General features: G+C 74.0%; 18 protein-coding genes. 15 read left to right on the top strand and 3 right to left on the bottom strand.

Annotated elements, in window-relative coordinates; genetic code table 11:
• Positions 1-503: 503 nt before the first annotated feature.
• The 9 genes from CR938_RS07705 to CR938_RS07665 all read left to right on the top strand — a co-directional run bounded on the left by CR938_RS07705 (position 504) and on the right by CR938_RS07665 (position 9,162).
• Positions 504-2,021 carry a DegQ family serine endoprotease gene (locus CR938_RS07705; RefSeq protein WP_162124448.1) on the top strand — a complete coding sequence of 506 codons (1,518 nt, stop codon included), beginning with the start codon at positions 504-506 and terminating at the stop codon, positions 2,019-2,021.
• A gap of 107 nt (positions 2,022-2,128) precedes the next feature.
• A complete protein-coding gene (lepA, locus tag CR938_RS07700) occupies positions 2,129-3,937 on the top strand; it encodes a translation elongation factor 4 (protein WP_211365197.1) in 1,809 nt (602 codons plus the stop codon).
• Positions 3,938-4,072: 135 nt separating this feature from the next.
• On the top strand, positions 4,073-4,861 hold the full coding sequence (gene lepB, locus CR938_RS07695) for a signal peptidase I (RefSeq protein ID WP_162124447.1): 789 nt from the start codon (positions 4,073-4,075) through the stop codon (positions 4,859-4,861).
• Positions 4,862-4,882: 21 nt separating this feature from the next.
• Positions 4,883-5,260 (top strand): DUF4845 domain-containing protein, encoded by a 378-nt coding sequence (locus CR938_RS07690; RefSeq protein ID WP_162124446.1) that lies wholly within the window; start codon positions 4,883-4,885, stop codon positions 5,258-5,260.
• Positions 5,250-5,939, top strand: coding sequence for a ribonuclease III (rnc, locus tag CR938_RS07685; RefSeq protein WP_162124445.1), 690 nt, complete (start codon positions 5,250-5,252; stop codon positions 5,937-5,939). Before CR938_RS07690 ends, rnc begins: the two co-directional genes overlap by 11 nt.
• 10 nt (positions 5,940-5,949) lie before the next feature.
• Positions 5,950-6,864, top strand: coding sequence for a GTPase Era (gene era, locus CR938_RS07680; protein WP_162124444.1), 915 nt, complete (start codon positions 5,950-5,952; stop codon positions 6,862-6,864).
• A gap of 54 nt (positions 6,865-6,918) precedes the next feature.
• Positions 6,919-7,650: a DNA repair protein RecO gene (gene recO / locus CR938_RS07675; RefSeq protein ID WP_162124443.1), complete on the top strand. Its 732-nt coding sequence runs from the start codon at positions 6,919-6,921 to the stop codon at positions 7,648-7,650.
• Between the two features lie 22 nt (positions 7,651-7,672).
• Entirely contained in the window at positions 7,673-8,275 is a 603-nt protein-coding gene (locus tag CR938_RS07670; RefSeq protein WP_162124442.1) for a GNAT family N-acetyltransferase, read from the top strand.
• Positions 8,272-9,162, top strand: a complete 891-nt coding sequence (locus CR938_RS07665; RefSeq protein WP_162124441.1) for a carbon-nitrogen hydrolase family protein — start codon at positions 8,272-8,274, stop codon at positions 9,160-9,162. Before CR938_RS07670 ends, CR938_RS07665 begins: the two co-directional genes overlap by 4 nt.
• Positions 9,163-9,297: 135 nt before the next feature.
• Here the strand turns inward: CR938_RS07665 and xseA are convergent, their stop codons facing one another.
• Positions 9,298-10,665: an exodeoxyribonuclease VII large subunit gene (gene xseA, locus CR938_RS07660; RefSeq protein WP_425502424.1), complete on the bottom strand. Its 1,368-nt coding sequence runs from the start codon at positions 10,663-10,665 to the stop codon at positions 9,298-9,300.
• A 92-nt stretch (positions 10,666-10,757) separates the two neighbouring features.
• Complete coding sequence (gene queG, locus CR938_RS07655; RefSeq protein ID WP_162124439.1) at positions 10,758-11,840, bottom strand: tRNA epoxyqueuosine(34) reductase QueG; 1,083 nt, start codon at positions 11,838-11,840, stop codon at positions 10,758-10,760.
• A 37-nt stretch (positions 11,841-11,877) separates the two neighbouring features.
• Between queG and CR938_RS07650 the strand changes: the two genes are divergently transcribed.
• The 6 genes from CR938_RS07650 (at position 11,878) to CR938_RS07625 (ending at position 19,139) form a co-directional block, all read left to right on the top strand.
• Positions 11,878-13,359 carry an NAD(P)H-hydrate dehydratase gene (locus CR938_RS07650; RefSeq protein WP_162124438.1) on the top strand — a complete coding sequence of 494 codons (1,482 nt, stop codon included), beginning with the start codon at positions 11,878-11,880 and terminating at the stop codon, positions 13,357-13,359.
• A complete protein-coding gene (gene tsaE, locus CR938_RS07645; protein WP_211365196.1) occupies positions 13,359-13,835 on the top strand; it encodes a tRNA (adenosine(37)-N6)-threonylcarbamoyltransferase complex ATPase subunit type 1 TsaE in 477 nt (158 codons plus the stop codon). The genes CR938_RS07650 and tsaE overlap by 1 nt, the downstream gene beginning before the upstream one ends.
• Positions 13,836-13,916: 81 nt before the next feature.
• Positions 13,917-15,410 carry an N-acetylmuramoyl-L-alanine amidase gene (locus CR938_RS07640; RefSeq protein WP_162124437.1) on the top strand — a complete coding sequence of 498 codons (1,494 nt, stop codon included), beginning with the start codon at positions 13,917-13,919 and terminating at the stop codon, positions 15,408-15,410.
• Between the two features lie 80 nt (positions 15,411-15,490).
• On the top strand, positions 15,491-17,290 hold the full coding sequence (gene mutL / locus CR938_RS07635; RefSeq protein WP_162124436.1) for a DNA mismatch repair endonuclease MutL: 1,800 nt from the start codon (positions 15,491-15,493) through the stop codon (positions 17,288-17,290).
• A complete protein-coding gene (locus CR938_RS07630; RefSeq protein WP_162124435.1) occupies positions 17,287-18,234 on the top strand; it encodes a DUF1684 domain-containing protein in 948 nt (315 codons plus the stop codon). The genes mutL and CR938_RS07630 overlap by 4 nt, the downstream gene beginning before the upstream one ends.
• A gap of 8 nt (positions 18,235-18,242) precedes the next feature.
• A complete protein-coding gene (locus CR938_RS07625) occupies positions 18,243-19,139 on the top strand; it encodes a TraB/GumN family protein (RefSeq protein WP_162124434.1) in 897 nt (298 codons plus the stop codon).
• 4 nt (positions 19,140-19,143) lie between these two features.
• On the opposite strand, the gene rnfB is transcribed toward CR938_RS07625, so the two are convergent.
• Entirely contained in the window at positions 19,144-19,575 is a 432-nt protein-coding gene (rnfB, locus tag CR938_RS07620) for an Rnf electron transport complex subunit RnfB (RefSeq protein WP_162124433.1), read from the bottom strand.
• Between the last annotated feature and the right edge of the window lie 11 nt (positions 19,576-19,586).

The raw sequence follows: 19,586 nt of genomic DNA, 5'->3' as shown, positions 1-19,586 counted from the left end.
ACCCGGGCCCCCCGCCGATGCGGTCGCCGACGCCGACCCGGCCGTNGCCGCGCCGGCGCCCGCGCGCCCGCGCCCGGTCCGCCGCGCGCAGCCGCGCGTGGAGCAGGCCGTGGCCACCGCGCCGGTCCCTGCCGCGCCCGCCCCGGCGCAGCCGGGTCCGGTGCTGCTGCCGGTGGAACCGGCCGCGGCCCTGGCCGCGCAGCCGGCCGAGCAGGATCCGTTCGCTTCCGAGGTGCCGCCGCATGCCCGGCCCTGGCCGCGCTCGACCCTGCCGCAGGCCGGCGGCGCCTACACCGCCAGCTTCGGTGAGGGCCGCGGCAGCCCGTTCTACCCCTTCGAGCCGCGCCTGCCGCAGGAGCCGGCGGCCGAGCCGTCGGCTCTGCAGGCCGAGTCCCCGCGCTGACATCCCGCCACCGCTGCCGCCGCCGTTCCCGCGCCCTGCCGCAGGCAGGGGCAGGGCGGGGCGGCCAACCCGACGCAACCGATACGAGGTCCCGCATCCGATGAATCCCCGTGTCCGCCAAGTGTTCGCCGCCCTGGTCCTGACCGCGCCGCTGGCCGCGTGCGCGCGCGACGCCGCGCCGGAGCCGGCCCCGGTGCCCGCGGCCGCCGCCCCGGCGGCCGCCGCGGCCCCGGCCGCGCCGCTGGTCACCGGCCTGCCGGACTTCACCGCGCTGGTCGACCGGGTGGCGCCGGGCGTGGTCAACATCGAGGCCAGGATCGGCACGCGCTCGTCCGCGCGCGATGCCATGTTCGACGACCAGATTCCGGAGATCTTCCGCCGCTTCTTCGGCCCGGGCTTCGGCCTGCCGTCGCCCGAGCCCGGCCCGCACGGGCGCCAGGGCGTGTCCATGGGCTCGGGCTTCATCATTTCCGAGGACGGCTACGTGCTGACCAACCACCACGTGGTGGACGGGGCCGACAGCATCACCGTGCGCACCTACGACCAGCGCGAGTTCGAGGCCAGGCTGGTGGGCAGCGACGAGGGCTACGACGTGGCCCTGCTGAAGATCGAGGGCAAGGGCCTGCCGGCGCTGCGTCTGGGCGATTCGCGCGCGCTGCGCCCGGGCCAGTGGGTGGTGGCGATCGGCTCGCCGCTGGGGCTGGACCAGTCGGTCACCGCCGGCATCGTCAGCGGGCTGGGCCGCAGCGGCCGCGGCGGCCAGCAGTACGTGCCCTTCATCCAGACCGACGTGGCGATCAACCGCGGCAACTCCGGCGGCCCGCTGCTGAACACCTCCGGCGAGGTGGTGGGCATCAACTCGCAGATCCTCAGCAACTCCGGCGGCTACATGGGCGTGAGCTTCGCCATCCCGATCGACCTGGCGATGAGCGCGGCCGAGCAGATCAAGAAGACCGGCCACGTCCGCCGCGGCATGCTCGGCGTGGTGGTGCAGCCGGTGGACGCCAGCAAGGCCAAGGCGCTGGGCCTGGACGCCAGCCGCGGCGCGCTGGTCAACAGCGTCGAGCCGGGCAGCGCGGCGGAGAAGGCGGGCATCGAAGTCGGCGACGTGATCGTCTCGGTCAATGGCGAGCCGGTCATGCGCAGCGAGAACCTGCCGCCGATGATCGGCATGCTGCCGCCGGGCACCCGGGCGAAGATCGGCGTGATCCGCGACGGCCGCCAGCGCGAGCTGACCGCCGTGCTGGGCGAGCTGCCGGCCGACGCGCAGCGTGCCGCCTCCGCCGGCGACGAGCGCGGCGGGGCCGCGCCCGGCGCCTCGGCCCCGGCCGCCCGCATCGGCCTGGCCGTGGCCGACCTGGACCCGCAGGTGCGCCGCCAGCTGGGCCTGGGCGCCCGCGAGGGCGTGCAGATCACCCGCGTGACCGGCGCGGAGGCCCGCCAGGCGGGCCTGCGCCCGGGCATGGTGATCCTCCGGGTGGGGCGCACCCCGGTCGGCAGCGTGGCCGAGCTGGAGCGCGAGCTGCGCGGCTACGCCGCCGGCGACGCGGTCATGCTGCTGGTGCGCGCCCAGGACGGCACCAGCCAGTTCGTGGCCCTGACGGTCGACGCCGAATGATCCCGGACGGCGGCCGTGCCCGCCGCGGGCACGGCCGCCCGGACGGAACGGGCGCGCGGCATGCGATAATCCGGGACTGTTTGACGACGGTCCGGACCGCCGCCCCCATGTCTTCCGATCCGATGCGGTTCATCCGCAACTTCTCCATCATCGCCCACGTCGACCACGGCAAGTCGACCCTCGCCGACCGCATCATCCAGCTGTGCGGCGGCCTGGACGCGCGCGAAATGGAAGCGCAGGTGCTCGACTCCAACCCGATCGAGCGCGAGCGCGGCATCACCATCAAGGCCCAGTCGGTGTCCCTGCCGTACAAGGCCAAGGACGGGAACACCTACCAGCTCAACTTCATCGACACCCCCGGCCACGTGGACTTCAGCTACGAGGTCAGCCGCTCGCTGGCCGCGTGCGAGGGCGCGCTGCTGGTCGTGGACGCCGCCCAGGGCGTGGAGGCGCAGTCGGTGGCCAACTGCTACACCGCGGTGGAGCAGGGCCTGGAGGTGGTGCCGGTGCTGAACAAGATCGACCTGCCCACCGCCGACATCGAGCGCGCCAAGGCCGAGATCGAGGCGGTGATCGGCATCGACGCCTCCGACGCCATCCCGGTCAGCGCCAAGACCGGCCTGAACGTGGAGCAGGTGCTGGAGGCCATCGTCCACCGCATCCCGCCGCCGAAGCCGCGCGACACCGACAAGCTGCAGGCGCTGATCATCGACTCCTGGTTCGACAACTACCTGGGCGTGGTCTCGCTGGTGCGGGTGATGCAGGGCCAGATCCGCCCTGGCGACAAGATCCTGGTCATGTCCACCGGCCGCGTGCACCAGGTGGACCAGGTGGGCGTGTTCACGCCCAAGCGCCAGACCCGCGAGCGCCTGGCCCCGGGCGAGGTGGGCTGGCTGACGGCGTCGATCAAGGACGTGCACGGCGCCCCGGTGGGCGACACCCTGACCCTGGCCGCCGACCCGGCGCCGGAGCCGCTGCCGGGCTTCCAGGAGATGCAGCCGCGCGTGTTCGCCGGCCTGTTCCCGGTGGACGCGCAGGACTACCCGGCGCTGCGCGAGGCGCTGGAGAAGCTGCGCCTGAACGACGCGGCGCTGCGCTTCGAGCCGGAGAGCTCGGAGGCGATGGGCTTCGGCTTCCGCTGCGGCTTCCTCGGCATGCTGCACATGGAGATCGTGCAGGAGCGCCTGGAGCGCGAGTACGACCTGGACCTGGTCACCACCGCGCCGACGGTGGTGTACGAGATCGTGCGCAGCGACGGCACGGTGATGCCGCTGGACAACCCGGCCAAGCTGCCGCAGGCCAACCTGGTGCAGGAGATCCGCGAGCCGATCATCCGCGCCAACATCCTCACGCCGCCGGACTACATCGGCAACATCATCAAGCTGTGCGAGGAGAAGCGCGGCGTGCAGATCGGCATCACCTACATGGGCAGCCAGGTGCAGATCAGCTACGAGCTGCCGATGGCCGAGGTGGTACTGGACTTCTTCGACAAGCTCAAGTCGGTCAGCCGCGGCTACGCCTCGCTGGACTACCACTTCCTGCGCTTCCAGGCCGGTCCGTTCGTGCGCGTGGACACGCTGATCAACGGCGACAGGGTGGACGCACTGTCCATCATCGTCCACCGCACCCAGGCCGAGCGCCGTGGCCGCGAGCTGTGCGAGAAGATGAAGGACCTGATCCCGCGGCAGATGTTCGACGTGGCCATCCAGGCGGCGATCGGCTCGCAGATCATCGCCCGCTCCACGGTCAAGGCGCTGCGCAAGAACGTGCTGGCCAAGTGCTACGGCGGCGACGTCACGCGCAAGAAGAAGCTGCTGGAGAAGCAGAAGGAAGGCAAGAAGCGCATGAAGCAGGTCGGGCGGGTGGAGATCCCGCAGGAAGCCTTCCTGGCCGTGCTGCAGGTGGACAACAAGTAGCCCGCATGGTGGAGTGGCGCCTGCCAGGGGAAGCCGGGGAGGGCGGCCGCGCGGCGGGCCGCGCGCCGCGCCCGGCGTCCGCCCGGGCGCCGCTCCACGCTAACCGCCACCGCCACATCCACGCAAGGACCGAGCATGAAATGGTTTGAGATCGGCCTGGTCGTCCTGACCTTCGCCACCGGCATCATCTGGCTGCTGGACAAGCTGTTCCTGGCCAAGCGCCGGGCCGCACTGCAGGAGGAGCCGGTGCTGGTCGACTACTCGCGGGCGTTCTTCCCGGTGCTGGCGGTGGTGCTGGTGCTGCGCAGCTTCGTGGCCGAGCCGTACAAGATCCCGTCCAGCTCGATGATGCCCAACCTGCTCATCGGCGACTTCATCCTGGTCAACAAGTTCGCCTACGGCCTGCGCCTGCCGGTGACCAACACCAAGATCGTGGAACTGGGGCAGCCGCAGCGCGGCGACGTGGTGGTGTTCAAGCCGCCGCACGCCCCGGACCAGAACTGGATCAAGCGCGTGGTCGGCCTGCCCGGCGACCGCATCGCCTTCCACGGCGACACCCTGTACATCAACGGCGAGGCGGTGCGCTACCGGCCCATCGGCGAGTACGTGGGCCGCGGCCGCGGCGCCGAGATGAACGGCGCCACCCTGCTGGTCGAGGAGCTGCCGGGCCGCACCCACCAGGTGCTGGAGTGGATCGACCGCGCCAACCCGGCCGGACAGGGCGAGTGGGAGGTGCCGCCCGGGCACTATTTCGTGATGGGCGACAATCGTGATAATAGCGAGGACAGCCGGTTCTGGACCCAGACGCACTTCCTCCCCGAGGCCAACCTGCGGGGCAAGGCGTTCCTGATCTGGCTGAACTGCGAAGGGTGGTTCTGCTCGGGCAGCTTCGATCCCGGCCGGATCGGTACCCGCATCGAGTAGCGCGTCCAAAGGGGAATGGCGATGAAGCGCAAGCAACGCGGTCTGAGTCTGGTGGGTTTCCTGCTGGTGCTGGCGGTGGTGGGTTTCGCCGCGTACATCGGCATAAAACTGTTCCCGATGTACCAGGAATACTACGCGGTGCGCTCGGCCATGAAGGGCCTGGCCACCGAGGCCGGCGTGGCCGACATGGATCCGGCGCGGATCCAGGACCTGTTCTTCCGTCGCCTCTACATCAACTATTCCGAGCACGTGAAGCCGCAGAACGTGAAGTTCGAGCGTACCCAGGGCGGTTGGAAGATGCGCGTGAACTACGAGGTGCGCCGCCCGCTGGTGGGCAACCTCGACGTGGTTGGCCGTTTCGACACCACCCAGGAACTGACGAGGCGCGGTGGCGAGTGACCGGCCCGTGGTGCGCGACCGGATCGGGCACCGTTTCTCCGATCCGGCGCTGCTGCAGCAGGCGCTGACCCACCGCAGCGCCGGCTCGCCGCACAACGAGCGGCTGGAGTTCCTCGGCGACGGCGTGGTCAACCTGATCGCCGCCGAGGCCCTGTATCTGCGCTGGCCGAAGGCCGACGAGGGCGCGCTGACCCGCGCCCGCGCCGAGCTGGTGCGCGAATCCTCGCTGGCGGCCATCGCCCGGCGCCTGCAGCTGGGCGAGCGCCTGGTGCTGGGGCCGGGGGAGCTGAAGTCCGGCGGCTTCCGCCGCGACTCGATCCTGGCCGACGCCCTGGAGGCGGTGGTGGCGGCCATCTACCTGGACGCCGGCTGGGAGGCCTGCCGCAGGGTGGTGCTGCCCTGGTTCGAGGAGTCGCTGGCTGCGCTGCCGGTCGGCAAGCCGGAAAAGGACCCCAAGACCCGGCTGCAGGAATGGCTGCAGGCCCGGCAGCACCCGCTGCCGGTCTATGAACTGGTCGCCGAGGAGGGCGAGGAGCACGCCAAGGTGTTCCGCGCCCGTTGTACCCTGAGCGAACCGCCGGTGGTTACCGAGGGCAGCGGCACCTCGCGGCGGCTGGCCGAACAGGCGGCCGCGGCGGCCGCGCTGGAGCGGCTGGCCCCCGCCACCCGGCATCCATGAGCGTCCACGAGTGAACACCCCGAATCCCGAATCCCATCGTTGCGGCCAGGTGGCCGTGATCGGCCGTCCCAACGTCGGCAAGTCCACCCTGGTCAATGCCCTGGTGGGGGCCAAGGTCAGCATCGTCTCCAACCGGCCGCAGACCACCCGCCACCGCCTGCTGGGCATCGCCACCGTCGAGGGCGGGCAGATCCTGCTGGTGGACACGCCCGGCCTGCACCGCGAGCACGGCCGCTACAAGGCATCGGCCATGAGCCGGGTGATGAACCGCGCCGCGCGCGGCGCGCTGGAGGGCGTGGACGCGGCGCTGATGGTGGTCGAGGCCGGGCGCTGGGTGGATGAGGACGGCCTGGCCTTCGACGTGCTGCGCCAGGCCGGCATTCCGGTGATCCTGGTGGTCAACAAGGTCGACCGCCTGAAGGACAAGAGCGCGCTGCTGCCGTTCCTGGCCGAGGTGGCCAGGGACCGCGACTTCGCCGCCGTGCACCCGATCTCGGCGCTCAAGCGCAAGGGCCTGGAGGCGCTGGTGCGCGACATCCTCGCCCAGCTGCCGGAAGGCCCGCCGGTGTACGACGAGGACGAGATCACCGACCGCAGCCAGCGTTTCCTGGCCGGCGAGCTGGTGCGCGAGCAGCTGATGCGCCAGCTTGGCGACGAGCTGCCGTACGCCACCGCGGTGGAGATCGAGCGCTTCGTCGAGGACGGCGGCCTGCTGCGCATCGGCGCGGTGATCTGGGTCGAGCGCGAGGGCCAGAAGCCGATCGTGATCGGCAAGGGCGGGGCGCGCCTGCGCGAGATCGGCCGCAAGGCCCGCCACCAGATGGAGCGGCTGTTCGGACGCAAGGTGTTCCTGGAGGCCTGGGTGCGCGTGCGCGAGGGTTGGTCCGACGACGAGGCCGCGCTGAAGTCCTTCGGCTACGAGTAAGGCCGCCGGCCGCGGCGGCTTCCCCGGGCGCGGCTCCGGCGCCATCCTGTGGCCATGCGCATCGACGGCGACCCCGGCTTCGTCCTGCACGCCCGCCCCTGGCGGGAGACCAGCCTGCTGGTGGAGGTCCTCAGTGCCGGCCACGGCCGCCTGGGCCTGGTCGCGCGCGGCGTGCAGTCGCCCAGGCGCCAGCCGCTGCGCGCGGCGCTGCAGCCGCTGCAGCACATCCGGTTCGACGCGGTGCTGGCCGGCGAGCTGGCCCAGCTGCGCGCGGCCGAGGCGCTGGACGCGGCACCGCTGCTGGCCGGCGAGGCGCTGCTGGCGGCCTTCTACGTCAACGAGCTGGTGCTGCGCCTGGCCCCGCGCCAGGATCCGTTGCCGGAGCTGCTGGCCGCCTACGCCCGCACGCGCGAGCGCCTGCGCGCCGGCGAGCCGCTGGCCTGGACCCTGCGTCGCTTCGAGCGCGACCTGCTGCAGGCCCTGGGCGTCGGCTTCGAGCTGCACTGCGACGGCGACGGCCAGCCCTTGGACCCGGCCGCGCGCTACCGCCTGGACCCCGAGCACGGCCCGCGCCGCCTGCTCAGCGACCGCGGCCACGGCGAGCGCAACGCCGCGGCCACCGGCGCCGCGCTGCTGGCCCTGGCCCGGGACCAGCGCCCCGCGCCGGAGGACCTGGCCAGCCTGCGCCTGCCGCTGCGCGCGGTGCTGGCGCACCATCTGGGCCCGCGCGGGCTGAAGTCCTGGGACATGGCCGCCGCGCTGGGCCGGCTGGCACCGCGGCGCTGAGCCGCGCCTGTAGAATCCGCACATGCAACGCACCCGACCCGAGATCCGCACCGTCCACGGCGCCGACGTCGCGCCCTGGCTGGACGACATCGCGCGCCTGCGCATCGCCGTGTTCCGCGACTGGCCCTACCTGTACGAGGGCGACGCGGACTACGAGCGCCAGTACCTGTCGGCCTATGCCCGCTCGCCGCACGCGGTGTTCGTGCTGGCCGTGGACGAGGGCCGGGTGGTCGGCGCCTCCACCGGCCTGCCGCTGGCCGACGACACCGAGGCCTTCTCCGCGCCGTTCCGCGCGCGCGGGATGCCGGTGGAACGGGTCTTCTACTTCGGCGAGTCGGTGCTGCTGCCCCAATACCGGGGCCTGGGCGTGGGCCATGCCTTCTTCGACCGGCGCGAGGCGCACGCGCGCGCCCTGGGCTTCCGCTGGACCGCGTTCTGCGCGGTGGACCGCGACGCGGACGATCCGCGCCGCCCGGCCGGCCACCGCGACAACGACGCCTTCTGGCGCAAGCGCGGCTACGTGCGCCAGCCGGGCATGGCCATGCGCCTGTCCTGGAACGAGGTCGGCCGCGGCGAACTGGAACACACGCTCACCTTCTGGCTGCGCGACTGGGAGGCGGCATGAAGGTCGCGGTCTGCAAGTACCGGATCGGCGAGCCGGCGAGCTTCGAGGCCTTCGCCGCGCGCCAGCGCGCGCTGCTGCGCGAGGCCGCCGCGCGCGGCGCGCGGGTGGCGGTCCTGCCCGAATACCTGGCGCTGGAGCTGGCCGCCACGCTGCCGGCGCCGGCGCGCTCGGACCTGCACGCCTCGCTGGAGGGCATCCAGCCGCTGCGCACCGCCTGGCTGGCGCTGTACGCGGAACTGGCCCGCGAGACCGGCATGTACGTGGCCGCCGGCAGCTTCCTGCTGCGCCAGGGCAACGGCCGCTACCGCAACCGGTGCGACCTGTTCGCGCCCGACGGCGGCCACTTCTGGCAGGACAAGCTGCAGCTGACCGGCTTCGAGAAGGCCACCCGTGTGATCGAGGGCGGCGATGCGCTGAAGGTCGCGGAGCTGGACGGCGTGCGTGCCGGCATCGCCATCTGCTACGACAGCGAATTCCCGCTGCCGGTGCGTGCCCAGTACGAGGCTGGCGTGCGCCTGCTGCTGGTGCCCAGCTGCACCGACACCGCCGCCGGCGCCACCCGCGTGCAGGTCGGCTGCCTGGCACGCGCGCTGGAAAACCGCATGTTCGTGGCCCAGGCGGTCACCGCCGGGCAGGCGCGCTGGAGTCCGGCGCTGGACGAGAACACCGGCGAGGCGGCGCTGTACGCGCCCATGGACGTGGGCTTCCCGGCCGACGGCATCCTCGCCCGCACCTCCGGCGACGGGGCCTGGGCGGTGGCGGAGCTGGACTTCGCCCGCCTGGAAGGCACCCGGGCCACCGCGCAGGTGGCCAACGACCGCGACTGGCCCGGCCAGTGCATCCCGGCCCTGGCCCGCGCCCGGGTCGAGGCCTTCTCCTCGCTGTAGGAGCCGCGTCAGCGGCGACCCCGCCGGTACCCTGCCTGGCGGCTGCCCGGCGCGGTGATCGCGTCCATCTGCGGGGGCGCGTCCTCGTGCCCGGTCGGGGCTGCGGCGATGGCCGGCCGGTGTGTCCCGGGGACCTCAGCCGGCCCGCTCAGGCGGGTCCGGCTGCACCGCTTCCACCGCCAGCACCAGGCTGCCGTCGCGCAGGCGCGCCTGCAGGCGGTCGCCCGGCGCAACCTGCGCGGTGGAGTGCACCAGGTGGCCCCCGGCGTCGCTGAGGATGCTGTAGCCGCGCGCCACCGTGGCCAGGGGGCTGCACGCCTCCAGTGAACGCGCCAGGGCGCGCAGGCGCAGCGCCTCGCGCTGCAGGACGCGCTGCACCGCCGCCTGCGGACGGTGCTGCAGGCGCTGCAGGCGCGCGCGCAGCTGCTCCAGCCGCCGCTGCGGATGCAGCGTGCGCAGCACCGTGCCGGCATGGCGCAGGCGCGCGGCGCGCAGCTGCAGCTGTTCGCGCCACAGCCCGTCCAGGCGCCGGCGCAGCGCGGCGTGGCGCTGGCCCAGCGCAGCCAGGCGCGCCTGTGGCGACAGCGCCTGCAGGCGCAGTACGGCGCGGTCGGCGCGCTGCATGGCCTGGCGCAGGCGCTGGCGCTGGCCGTTGTGCAGCCGGCCGGCCAGGGTGTGCAGCGCGGCCTGCAGGTCGCGGCGGTCGGGCACCAGCAGCCCGGCGGCCACCGAAGGGGTGGGCGCGCGCACGTCGGCGGCGAAGTCGGCCAGGGTGAAGTCGGTCTCGTGGCCCACCGCCGAGACCACCGGCACCGGCGAGGCGGCGATGGTGCGCACCAGGTGCTCGTCATTGAAGGCCCACAGGTCCTCCAGCGAACCGCCGCCGCGCGCCACCAGGATGGCGTCGTAGCGGCCGCTGGCACCGGCGCGGCGCACCAGGTCGGCGATCTGCGCGGCCGCGGTCTCGCCCTGCACCAGGGTGGGCAGCAGCTCCACCTCCAGCAGCGGGCAGCGCCGGCGCAGCACGCTGAGGATGTCGCGGATCACCGCACCGGTGGGCGAGGTGACCACCGCCAGGCGGCGCACGAAGCGCGGCAGCGGCCGCTTGCGCTCCTGGTCGAACAGGCCCTCGGCCTGCAGCCTGGCGCGCAGCGCCTCGAAGGCGCGGCGCAGCGCCCCTTCGCCGGCCTCCTCCATGTGGTCGGCCACTAGCTGGTAGTCGCCGCGTGCCTCGTACAGGGTCAGGCGGCCGCGCACCAGCACCTTCAGGCCCTCGCGCGGGACGAAGCGCAGCCACTGGCTCTTGGGCCGGAACATCGCGCAGCGCACCTGCGCGCGCGCGTCCTTCAGGGTGAAGTACAGGTGCCCGGAGGCGGGGCGGGTGACGTTGCCCAGCTCGCCCTCGACCCACAGCAGCGGAAACGCGCTCTCCAGCACGTCGCGCGCCAGCGTGTTGAGCTGGCTGGGGGTCAGGACCGGGTTCTGCTCGGGCATGGTCGGCATCGCGGGCGGCGGGACAGGATAGCGCGGCGGGGACGGTGGGAATGAACACGGGCGCCGGCGCCCTCCGCCGCGGTGCCGCGCTCCCGCCGCTTCTAGACGGCCTGCTTCGCGCGATGCCGCGCCAGCGCCCAGGCCACGTGTTCGCGCACCAGCGGCGAGGGATGCCCACGGCGCGATTCCAGTGCGGTGACGACCTCGGGCGTGGTCGGCGCGTTGCCCAAGGCCACGGCGATGTTGCGCAGCCAGCGCTCGTGGCCGGCCCGGCGGATCGCCGAGCCTTCGGTGCGGCGCAGGAACTCCTCCTCGCTCCATGCGAACAGTTCCACGAGGGTGGCGCGGTCGAGGTTGTTGCGCGCGCGGAAGTCCGGCTCGTCGGTGCGGCGGGCGAACTTGTTCCAGGGGCACACGAGCTGGCAGTCGTCGCAGCCGAAGATGCGGTTGCCGATGGCCGGGCGCAGCGCCTCGGGAATCGGTCCCTCGTGCTCGATGGTCAGGTAGGCGATGCAGCGGCGCGCGTCCAGCCGGTACGGCGCGACGATGGCGCGGGTGGGGCAGATCTCGATGCAGCGCGTGCAGGTGCCGCAGTGCGCGCTGGCCGGCGTGTCCACCGGCAGCGGGAGGTCCACGTAGATCTCGCCGAGGAAGAACCAGGAGCCGCCGTCGCGGTCGATCAGGCAGGTGTGCTTGCCGATCCAGCCCAGGCCCGCGCTGCGCGCCAGCGCGCGTTCCAGCACCGGCGCCGAGTCCACGAACACGCGGTGACCGAACGGGCCGATCTCCGCGGCGATGCGGTCGGCCAGTCTCTGCAGGCGGTTGCGCATCAGCTTGTGGTAGTCGCGGCCCAGCGCGTAGCGGGCCACGTAGGCGCGCTGCCCGTCGGCGAGGGTGGCCCAGGCCTGGTCCTCGTCGCGCCGGCCGTAGTCCAGGCCCACCGAGACCACCCGCAGCGTGCCGGGCACCAGCTCGGCCGGGCGCGCGCGCTTGTCGCCGTGGCGCGCCATCCACTCCATCGTGCCGTGCAGGCCCCGGGCCAGCCAGTCGCGCAGGTGGGCCTCGTCCTCGCCCAGTTCCACGCCGCTGATGCCGCAGCGCTGGAAGCCGAGTTCGCGCGCCAGCACGCGTATCCGCGCGGCCACGGCTGCGGGATCGGGAAGGGCGGGCGCGGCGTTGTCCATGCCGCGATTATAGGTGGGGCGGGCTAGAATCCCCGGCATGCCCACGCCCGCCACCGCGCTCCACGACGCCGCCGCCGCGCGCGCCATCGACCGCCGCGCCACCGCGGCGCTGGGCGGCGACGGTTACGTGCTGATGCAGCGCGCCGGCCAGGCGGCCTGGCGCGCCCTGCTGGAGCTGTGGCCGCAGGCCACGCGCATCGTGGTCGCCTGCGGTCCGGGCAACAACGGCGGCGACGGCTACGTGCTGGCACGCCTGGCGCGGCAGTCCGGCCGCCAGGTGCGGGTGGTGCATCCGGCCGGCGGCGGTCCACGTTCGCCGCTGGCGCAGCGCGCCTGCACCGACTACCTGGCCGCCGGCGGGCGCGTGGACCTGTTTCCCTGCGCGCTGGACGAGGCCGACGTGCTGGTGGACGCGGTGTTCGGCATCGGCCTGGAGCAGGCCCCGCGCGAGGACGTGGCCGCGCTGCTGCGGGCGCTGGACGCGGCGCCGGCGCCGGTGCTGGCGCTGGACGTGCCCAGCGGCGTGGACGCCGACCGCGGTTGCGTGCCGGGCGTGGCGGTGCGCGCCGATTGCACGTTGCAGTTCATCGTCCCGCACGTGGGCCTGTACACCGGTGCGGCGCTGGACCACACCGGCACGCTGCGGCTGGACACGCTGGAGGTGGACGCGGCCACCATCGCCGCCTCCGCGCCGGCGGCGCGGCTGCTGCGGGCCCCGGCGCTGGGCGGCTGGCTGCCGCCGCGCCCGCGCGACTTCCACAAGGGCCTGGCCGGGCGCGTGCTTTGCATCGGCGGCGAGCACGGCCATGGCGGTGCCATCGTGCTGTGCGCCGAGGCGGCGCTGCGCGCCGGTGCCGGGCTGGTCAGCGTGGCCGCGCGCGAGCGCCTCGCGCCGGTGCTGCTGGCGCGCCGGCCCGAGGCCATGCCGGTGGCGGTGGAGTCGGAGGCCGAACTGGAGCCCCTGCTGGCGCCGGCCGACGTGGTCGCCGCCGGTCCCGGACTGGGACAGGGCCAGTGGGGCCGCGCGCTGCTGCGTCGCGCCCTGGCCGCCGGCAAGCCGCTGGTGCTGGATGCCGACGCGCTCAACCTGCTGGACGCCCCGGTGCCCGACGCGGTGCTGACCCCGCACCCGGGCGAAGCCGCGCGCCTGCTGGGCACCACCACCGCGGCGGTGCAGGCCGACCGCTTCGGTGCAGCCCGCGCCCTGGCCGAGCGCTACCGCGCGGTGGTGGTCCTCAAGGGCGCCGGCAGCATCGTCGCCGCCCCGGAACGGCCGCCGTGCGTGGTCGCCGGCGGCAATCCCGGCATGGCGACCGGTGGCATGGGCGACCTGCTGACCGGCGTGGTCGCGGCGCTGCGCGCGCAGGGCCTGGAGGCGTTCGAGGCGGCCTGCGCCGGCGCCGTGCTGCACGCCGAGGCGGGCGACCGCGCCGCGAGCGAGGGCGGGCAGCGCGGCCTGCTGCCGTCCGATCTGCTGCCCTGGCTGCGCCGCCTGGCCAACCCCGGAACCGGAACCTGATGCGCGTCTTCCTGCCCGACAGCGAGGCCACCGAGGCCCTGGGCCGTGCCCTGGCCGCCACCCGCCCGGCCCAGGCCATGGTCCACCTGCACGGCGACCTGGGCGCCGGCAAGTCCACCCTGGCCCGCGCGCTGCTGCGCGCGCTGGGCGTGCAGGGGCCGATCCGCAGCCCCACCTACACCCTGGTCGAGCGCTACCCGGTGCCGGGCGGTGAGGCCTGGCACCTGGACCTGTACCGCATCGGCGATGCCGCCGAACTGGATTTCCTCGGCCTGGACGAGGGCAGCGCCTGCCTGTGGCTGGTGGAATGGCCCGAACGCGGCGCCGCGGCCCTGCCGCCGCCGGATCTGGTGGTGCGGCTGGCGCAGCATGGCCAAGGCCGGGAAGCGGTGCTGGAGGCGGGCACGGAAGCCGGGCAGGCCTGGGTGAAGGAACTGTCAAAAAGTGACCGCTTGCAGGGCCTTTCTTCGGCCTGATAGCAGGAAGGTGGCGCAGGTGGGCGATTATTAAGGAAAAAGTTGTTGCATTCCCGGGCGACATGGTGCTTGAATCCGCCCATGCGCCAGCGGATTGCCCGGATCGGTCGATGGGGGGCGGGTCTCGTGCTCGCCCTGGCGGCCGTTTCCGCCTGGGCCGGCGAGGTCCTGGGGCTGCGCCTGGAGCAGGGGGCCACCGGGACCCGCGCCGAAGTGCAGCTGCAGGGCGCCGGCAGCCATCGCACCCTGTCCCTGACCGATCCGTACCGGCTGGTCCTGGACCTGCCCGATTCCAGGGCCGCGCGCGCGCTGCGGCTGCCCGCGCCGGCCGGCGTGGTCACCGGCGTGCGCACCGGCCAGCCGGTGCCCGGCACCTTCCGCATCGTCTTCGAACTGGCCGCGCCGGTGGCGGCGCTGCCGGTGCGCACCGAGTCCACCCCGGACGGGGCGAAGCTGGTGGTCGAGTGGCCCGGTGACGGCCCGGCCACCGCCGCCGCCTCTACCGCGCCCGCTGCCGCCGAGGCGGCGCCTGCCGTCGATCCGCAGGAGGCCGCGCGCGCCACCGCGCTGCTGACCGCGCCGGTGGCCACGGCCGCCGCCGCGCCCGCCTCCCCGCCCGCCGTGGCGCCGGCGTCCTCCGGCCCGGTCTCGCCGCAGGCCCTCCTCGAGGGGCGGGTGCAGGTGCCGCTGCCGTCCGCCTCCACGCCGGCCGGCGCGCCGGCGACCGCGGCCGCGCCGGTGCCCGCGCAACCGGAGCCGGCCCGCAGCGAACCGGCGCCGCCGCCGGCCAAGACCATGGTCACGCCCGGCGGCATGCGCCCGCTGATCGTGGCCATCGACGCCGGCCATGGCGGCCAGGATCCCGGCGCCATCGGCCCGTCCGGCAAGCGCGAGAAGGACGTGACCCTGGCCATGGCCCGCGAGCTGGCGCGCCAGGGCAACGCCCCGCCCGGCATGAAGGCCTTCCTGGTCCGCGACAGCGACGTGTTCATCCCGCTGCCGATGCGCGCCCAGCGCGCGCGCCAGGCCAAGGCCGACATCTTCATCTCCATCCACGCCGACGCCGCGGAGAACCGCGACGCGCGCGGCTCGTCGGTATACGTGCTCTCGACCAAGGGCGCCTCCTCGCAGCGCGCCCGCTGGCTGGCGGACAAGGAGAACGCCGCCGACCTGGTCGGCGGCGTGCGCCTGCAGCAGACCGAGACGGTGCTGGCCAACGTGCTGCTGGACCTGGCGCAGAGCGGACACATGCGCGCCTCCGAGGACGCGGCCCACCACGTGCTGGCCGGCCTCAAGCGCGTGGGCAACAACCACAAGCCCAACATCGAGCGCGCCAACTTCGCGGTGCTGCGCACCGCCGACATGCCGGCCATGCTGGTGGAGACGGCCTTCATCTCCAACCCGGAGGAGGAGAAGCGCCTGACCGACCCGGCCTTCCAGCGCAAGGTCGCCTCCGCGGTGCTGGACGGTATCAACACCTACTTCACACGCCAGCCGCCGCCGGGCACCCTGTTTGCCGCACGCGCCCAGGCCGAGAGCGTGGCCGTGGCGGCCGCCGGGGGCGGCACGCCCTGAGCCGGCAGCTGCGGCGCGCCTGCCTGCGGCTATCATCAGGGGTTCCCTGACCGATGCGGCGCCCGACGCCGTCCGCGCCCGTGCCGATCCGTCCGCTGCCCGACACCCTCATCAACCAGATCGCCGCCGGCGAGGTCGTCGAGCGGCCCGCCTCCGTGGTCAAGGAGCTGGTGGAGAACGCGCTGGACGCCGGCGCGCGGCGCGTGGACATCGACCTGGAGGAGGGCGGCATCCGGCTGATCCGCATCCGCGACGACGGCTGCGGCATCCCCGCCGAGGAGCTGCCGCTGGCGGTGTCGCGCCACGCCACCAGCAAGATCGCCTCGCTGGAGGACCTGGAGGCGGTGGCCACGCTCGGCTTCCGTGGCGAGGCCCTGCCTTCCATCGCCTCGGTCAGCCGCTTCCTGATCGCCTCGCGCCGGCGCGAGGACGAGCATGGCGCGGCCCTGCAGGTGGATGGCGGCCGGGTCGGCGAGGTGGTGCCCCGGGCGCACGCACCGGGCACCACGGTGGAGGTGCGCGACCTGTTCTACAACGTGCCGGCGCGGCGCAAGTTCCTGCGCGCCGAGCGCACCGAGCTGGGCCATATCGAAGAGTGGCTGCGCTCGCTGGCCCTGGCGCGACCGGACGTGGAGCTGCGGGTGAGCCACAACGGCCGGCCGGCGCGGCGCTACCGCCCGGGCGAGGCCGATGCCGCCGCGCGCCTGGGCCAGACCCTGGGCGAGGACTTCGCCCGCAACGCGCTGCGCATCGACCACGCCGGCGCCGGCCTGCGCCTGCACGGCTGGATCGCCCAGCCGCACTACTCGCGCGCCAGCGCCGACCAGCAGTACCTGTACGTCAACGGCCGTGCGGTGCGCGACCGCAACGTCGCCCACGCGGTGAGGCTGGCCTACCAGGACGTGCTCTACCACGGCCGCCAGCCGGCCTACGTGCTGTTCCTGGAACTGGAGCCGCAACGGGTGGACGTGAACGTGCATCCGGCCAAGCACGAGGTGCGCTTCCGCGACGCGCGCCTGGTCCACGACTTCGTGTTCCGCACCCTGCAGGAGGCGCTGGCCGACACCCGCGCCGGCGCCACCCCGGTGGCCGCCGCCGCGCCTGCGCCGGCGCCGCAGGCCGCGCCCATGCCCGCCTGGAACCCGCGGCCGCAGCCGCTGGGCCTGCGCGTGGACGAGGCGGTGGGCGCCTACGCCGCGCTGTACGGCACGTCCGCGCAGGCGCAGGAAGCGGTGCCCGCGCCGCCGGCGGCCGCCGCGCCCACGCCGGCACCGCTGCCGGCCGAGGAGGGCGGCATCCCGCCGCTGGGCTACGCCATCGCCCAGCTGCACGGCATCTACATCCTGGCCGAGAACGCCGAGGGCCTGGTGGTGGTGGACATGCACGCCGCCCACGAACGCATCGGCTACGAGCGGCTGAAGGCCGCGCACGACAGCATGGGCCTGCGTGCGCAGCCGCTGCTGGTGCCGCTGTCGCTGGCGGTGGGCGAGCGCGACGCCGACGTGGCCGAGGCCGAGGCGGCAACCCTGGCCGAGCTCGGCTTCGAGGTCACCCGCAGTGGCCCGCAGACACTGGTGGTGCGCAGCGTGCCGGCGCTGCTGGCGCATGCCGACCCGGAGGCGCTGCTGCGCGACGTGCTGGCCGACCTGCGCGAGCACGGCGCCACCCGGCGCGTGGCCGCCGCGCGCGACGAGCTGCTGGCGACCATGGCCTGCCACGGCGCGGTACGCGCCAACCGCCGCCTCACCATTCCGGAAATGAATGCCCTGCTGCGCGACATGGAAGCCACCGAGCGCTCGGGGCAGTGCAACCATGGCCGTCCGACCTGGACGCGCTTCACGCTGGGGGAGATCGACCGATGGTTCCTGCGGGGACGATGAAGGGGCGCAGCGCGGCCGTGCTGGCGGCGCTGCTGGCGCTGTTGCCGGCCGCCTGCCGGCAGGACCGGGAAGGCCCGGACCAGGCCGCGCAGGCGCAGGTGGATCGCGCCTTCGTGGCCGCCACCGAGGAGTGGCGGCGCCAGCGCGAGGAGGAGCTGCTGCAGCCGGACGGCTGGACCAGTCTGGTCGGCCTGCACTGGCTCACCCTGAAGGCGCACTACGTGGGCAGCGGCGACCGCATCGGCAACGGCGTGCGCTTCGCCTTCGGCCCGCCGCGCATGGGCATGGTCGAGCGCGACGCCCAGGACCGCTTCTGGTTCGTGCCCGAGCAGGGGGTGGAGCTGACCTTCAACGGCGAGCCGCTGCGCGGGCGCGTGCGCCTGCAGAGCGACCACGACCCGGAGCCGGGCGTGATCGGCTTCGACGAGGGCAAGGGCAAGGTGACCCTGCTCAAGCGCGGCGACCGCTACGCGCTGCGCGTGCGCCATGCCGACGCGCCCACCCGGCTGCGCTTTGCCGGTCTGCAGTACTGGCCGGCCGATCCGTCCTGGCGCATCACCGGCCGCTTCATCGCCCATCCGCCGGGCAAGACTCTGCCGATCGGCGACATCGTCGGCACCCAGAGCCGGATGCCCAACCCGGGCGCGGTGGAGTTCGAGCGCGACGGCCGCACCTTCCGCCTGGAGGCGCTGGGTCAGCCGGACGGGCGCCTGTTCTTCGTGATGGCCGACCGCACCAGCGGCCACGGCAGCTACCCGGCCGGGCGCTTCCTCGAGGCCGATCCGCCCGACGCCGCGGGCAATGTGGTGCTGGACTTCAACCGCGCGTACAACCCGCCGTGCGCATTCACGCTGTACGCCACCTGCCCGCTGCCGCCGCCGGAGAACCGCCTGGACCTGGCCGTCACCGCCGGCGAGAAGCACTACTCCAACCCGGTCCGCTGAGGCCGCGCATGCGCCGCACGCTGCTCCGGCTGTCCGCGCTGCTGCTGCTCCTGGCTTGCGTGCCGGCGTGGGCCGCGCCGCCGGTGCCGCTGCTGTGGAAGGTGTCCGACCACGACAGCGCGCTGTACCTGCTCGGCTCGTTCCACATGCTGGCCCGCGACGACTATCCGCTGGCCCCCGAAGTGGAGGAGGCCTTCGCCGGGGCCGGAACGCTGGTGTTCGAACTGGACCCGGAGGAGGCCGCCTCGCCGGCGCTGGCCATGCGGATGGTGCAGGCGGCGCGGCGCACCCGGCCGGGCAGCCTGCGCGAAGACCTGGGGCCGGAGCTGTGGGCGCGGCTGGAGCGGCAGGTCGCCGCCGGCGCCCTGCCGGCCGGCTGGAGCGAGCAGTTCGAGCCCTGGTTCATCGCCCTGACCCTGCAGCTGGCTGGGCTGGCCCGCCAGGGCCTGGATCCGGGACTGGGCCTGGACCGGCACTTCATGCGCGCCGCCGCCGCGGCCGGCAAGCCCGCCAGCGGCCTGGAGCCGGCCAGCGCGCAGATCGCGCTGATGGCCGGCATGGACCTGGACGAACAGCGGCAGATGCTGGCCGAGGTGCTGGACCTGCTCGAGTCCGGCCCGGCCCGGCTCGACAGGCTGCACGGAATGTGGCGGGCGGGCGATGCGCAGGGGTTGTGGGAGGGCATCGCCGTGCGCATGCAGCGCGACTACCCGGCGCTGTACGCGCGCATCAACGTGGCCCGCAACGACGCCTGGCTGCCGGTGCTGGAGCGGCACCTGGCCGGCCGCGACGACGTGCTGGTGGTGGTCGGCAGCCTGCATCTGCTGGGGCCGGACGGGCTGGTGGAGAAGCTGCGCGCGCGCGGCTACCGGGTCGAGCGGATCTGCCGCGCCTGCGCGCGCTGAAGGCTCAGGCCGACGCTTCCGGCGCCGGCTCCATCACGATGCAGTCCATCGGGCAGGCGGGCACGCACAGCTCGCAGCCGGTGCACAGCGGGTCGATCACCACGTGCATCAGCTTCGGTCCGCCGATGATGGCGTCCACCGGGCAGGCCTGGATGCACTTGGTGCAGCCGATGCAGTCGGCCTCCACCACCACCGCCACCCGCGGCGGCTTGTACTCGCCACGGCTGCGGTCGTAGGGGCGCGCCGGCACGCCCAGCACCTTCGCCAGGGCACGCGCGCCGGCATCGCCACCGGGCGGGCAGTGGTCCGGGCCGGCCTCGCCGCGCGCCATCGCCTCGGCGTACGGGCGGCAGCCCGGATAGCCGCACTGGCCGCACTGGGTCTGCGGCAGCAGGCGGTCGAGGCGCTCGACCAGGGGCAGGGGCGTGGACGACATGGCGGCCCGGG

Source organism: Pseudoxanthomonas taiwanensis (genome assembly GCF_010093135.1).
In the GTDB taxonomy this organism is placed as follows: domain Bacteria; phylum Pseudomonadota; class Gammaproteobacteria; order Xanthomonadales; family Xanthomonadaceae; genus Pseudoxanthomonas; species Pseudoxanthomonas taiwanensis.
Note: the sequence above shows the minus strand (reverse complement) of the source record. Positions and strands in the feature narration are given on the sequence as shown.

Bases quoted from the DNA above. Each gene is read 5' to 3' on its own strand.
- CR938_RS07670 (WP_162124442.1), top strand. From the start codon at position 7,673: ATGCAACGCACCCGACCCGAGATCCGCACCGTCCACGGCGCCGACGTC.
- tsaE (WP_211365196.1), top strand. From the start codon at position 13,359: ATGCGCGTCTTCCTGCCCGACAGCGAGGCCACCGAGGCCCTGGGCCGT.
- lepB (WP_162124447.1), top strand. From the start codon at position 4,073: ATGAAATGGTTTGAGATCGGCCTGGTCGTCCTGACCTTCGCCACCGGC.
- CR938_RS07630 (WP_162124435.1), top strand. From the start codon at position 17,287: ATGAAGGGGCGCAGCGCGGCCGTGCTGGCGGCGCTGCTGGCGCTGTTG.
- xseA (WP_425502424.1), bottom strand. From the start codon at position 10,665: ATGCCGACCATGCCCGAGCAGAACCCGGTCCTGACCCCCAGCCAGCTC.
- CR938_RS07650 (WP_162124438.1), top strand. From the start codon at position 11,878: ATGCCCACGCCCGCCACCGCGCTCCACGACGCCGCCGCCGCGCGCGCC.
- recO (WP_162124443.1), top strand. From the start codon at position 6,919: ATGCGCATCGACGGCGACCCCGGCTTCGTCCTGCACGCCCGCCCCTGG.
- CR938_RS07690 (WP_162124446.1), top strand. From the start codon at position 4,883: ATGAAGCGCAAGCAACGCGGTCTGAGTCTGGTGGGTTTCCTGCTGGTG.
- rnfB (WP_162124433.1), bottom strand. From the start codon at position 19,575: ATGTCGTCCACGCCCCTGCCCCTGGTCGAGCGCCTCGACCGCCTGCTG.
- queG (WP_162124439.1), bottom strand. From the start codon at position 11,840: ATGGACAACGCCGCGCCCGCCCTTCCCGATCCCGCAGCCGTGGCCGCG.
- CR938_RS07625 (WP_162124434.1), top strand. From the start codon at position 18,243: ATGCGCCGCACGCTGCTCCGGCTGTCCGCGCTGCTGCTGCTCCTGGCT.
- lepA (WP_211365197.1), top strand. From the start codon at position 2,129: ATGTCTTCCGATCCGATGCGGTTCATCCGCAACTTCTCCATCATCGCC.
- CR938_RS07640 (WP_162124437.1), top strand. From the start codon at position 13,917: ATGCGCCAGCGGATTGCCCGGATCGGTCGATGGGGGGCGGGTCTCGTG.
- CR938_RS07705 (WP_162124448.1), top strand. From the start codon at position 504: ATGAATCCCCGTGTCCGCCAAGTGTTCGCCGCCCTGGTCCTGACCGCG.
- CR938_RS07665 (WP_162124441.1), top strand. From the start codon at position 8,272: ATGAAGGTCGCGGTCTGCAAGTACCGGATCGGCGAGCCGGCGAGCTTC.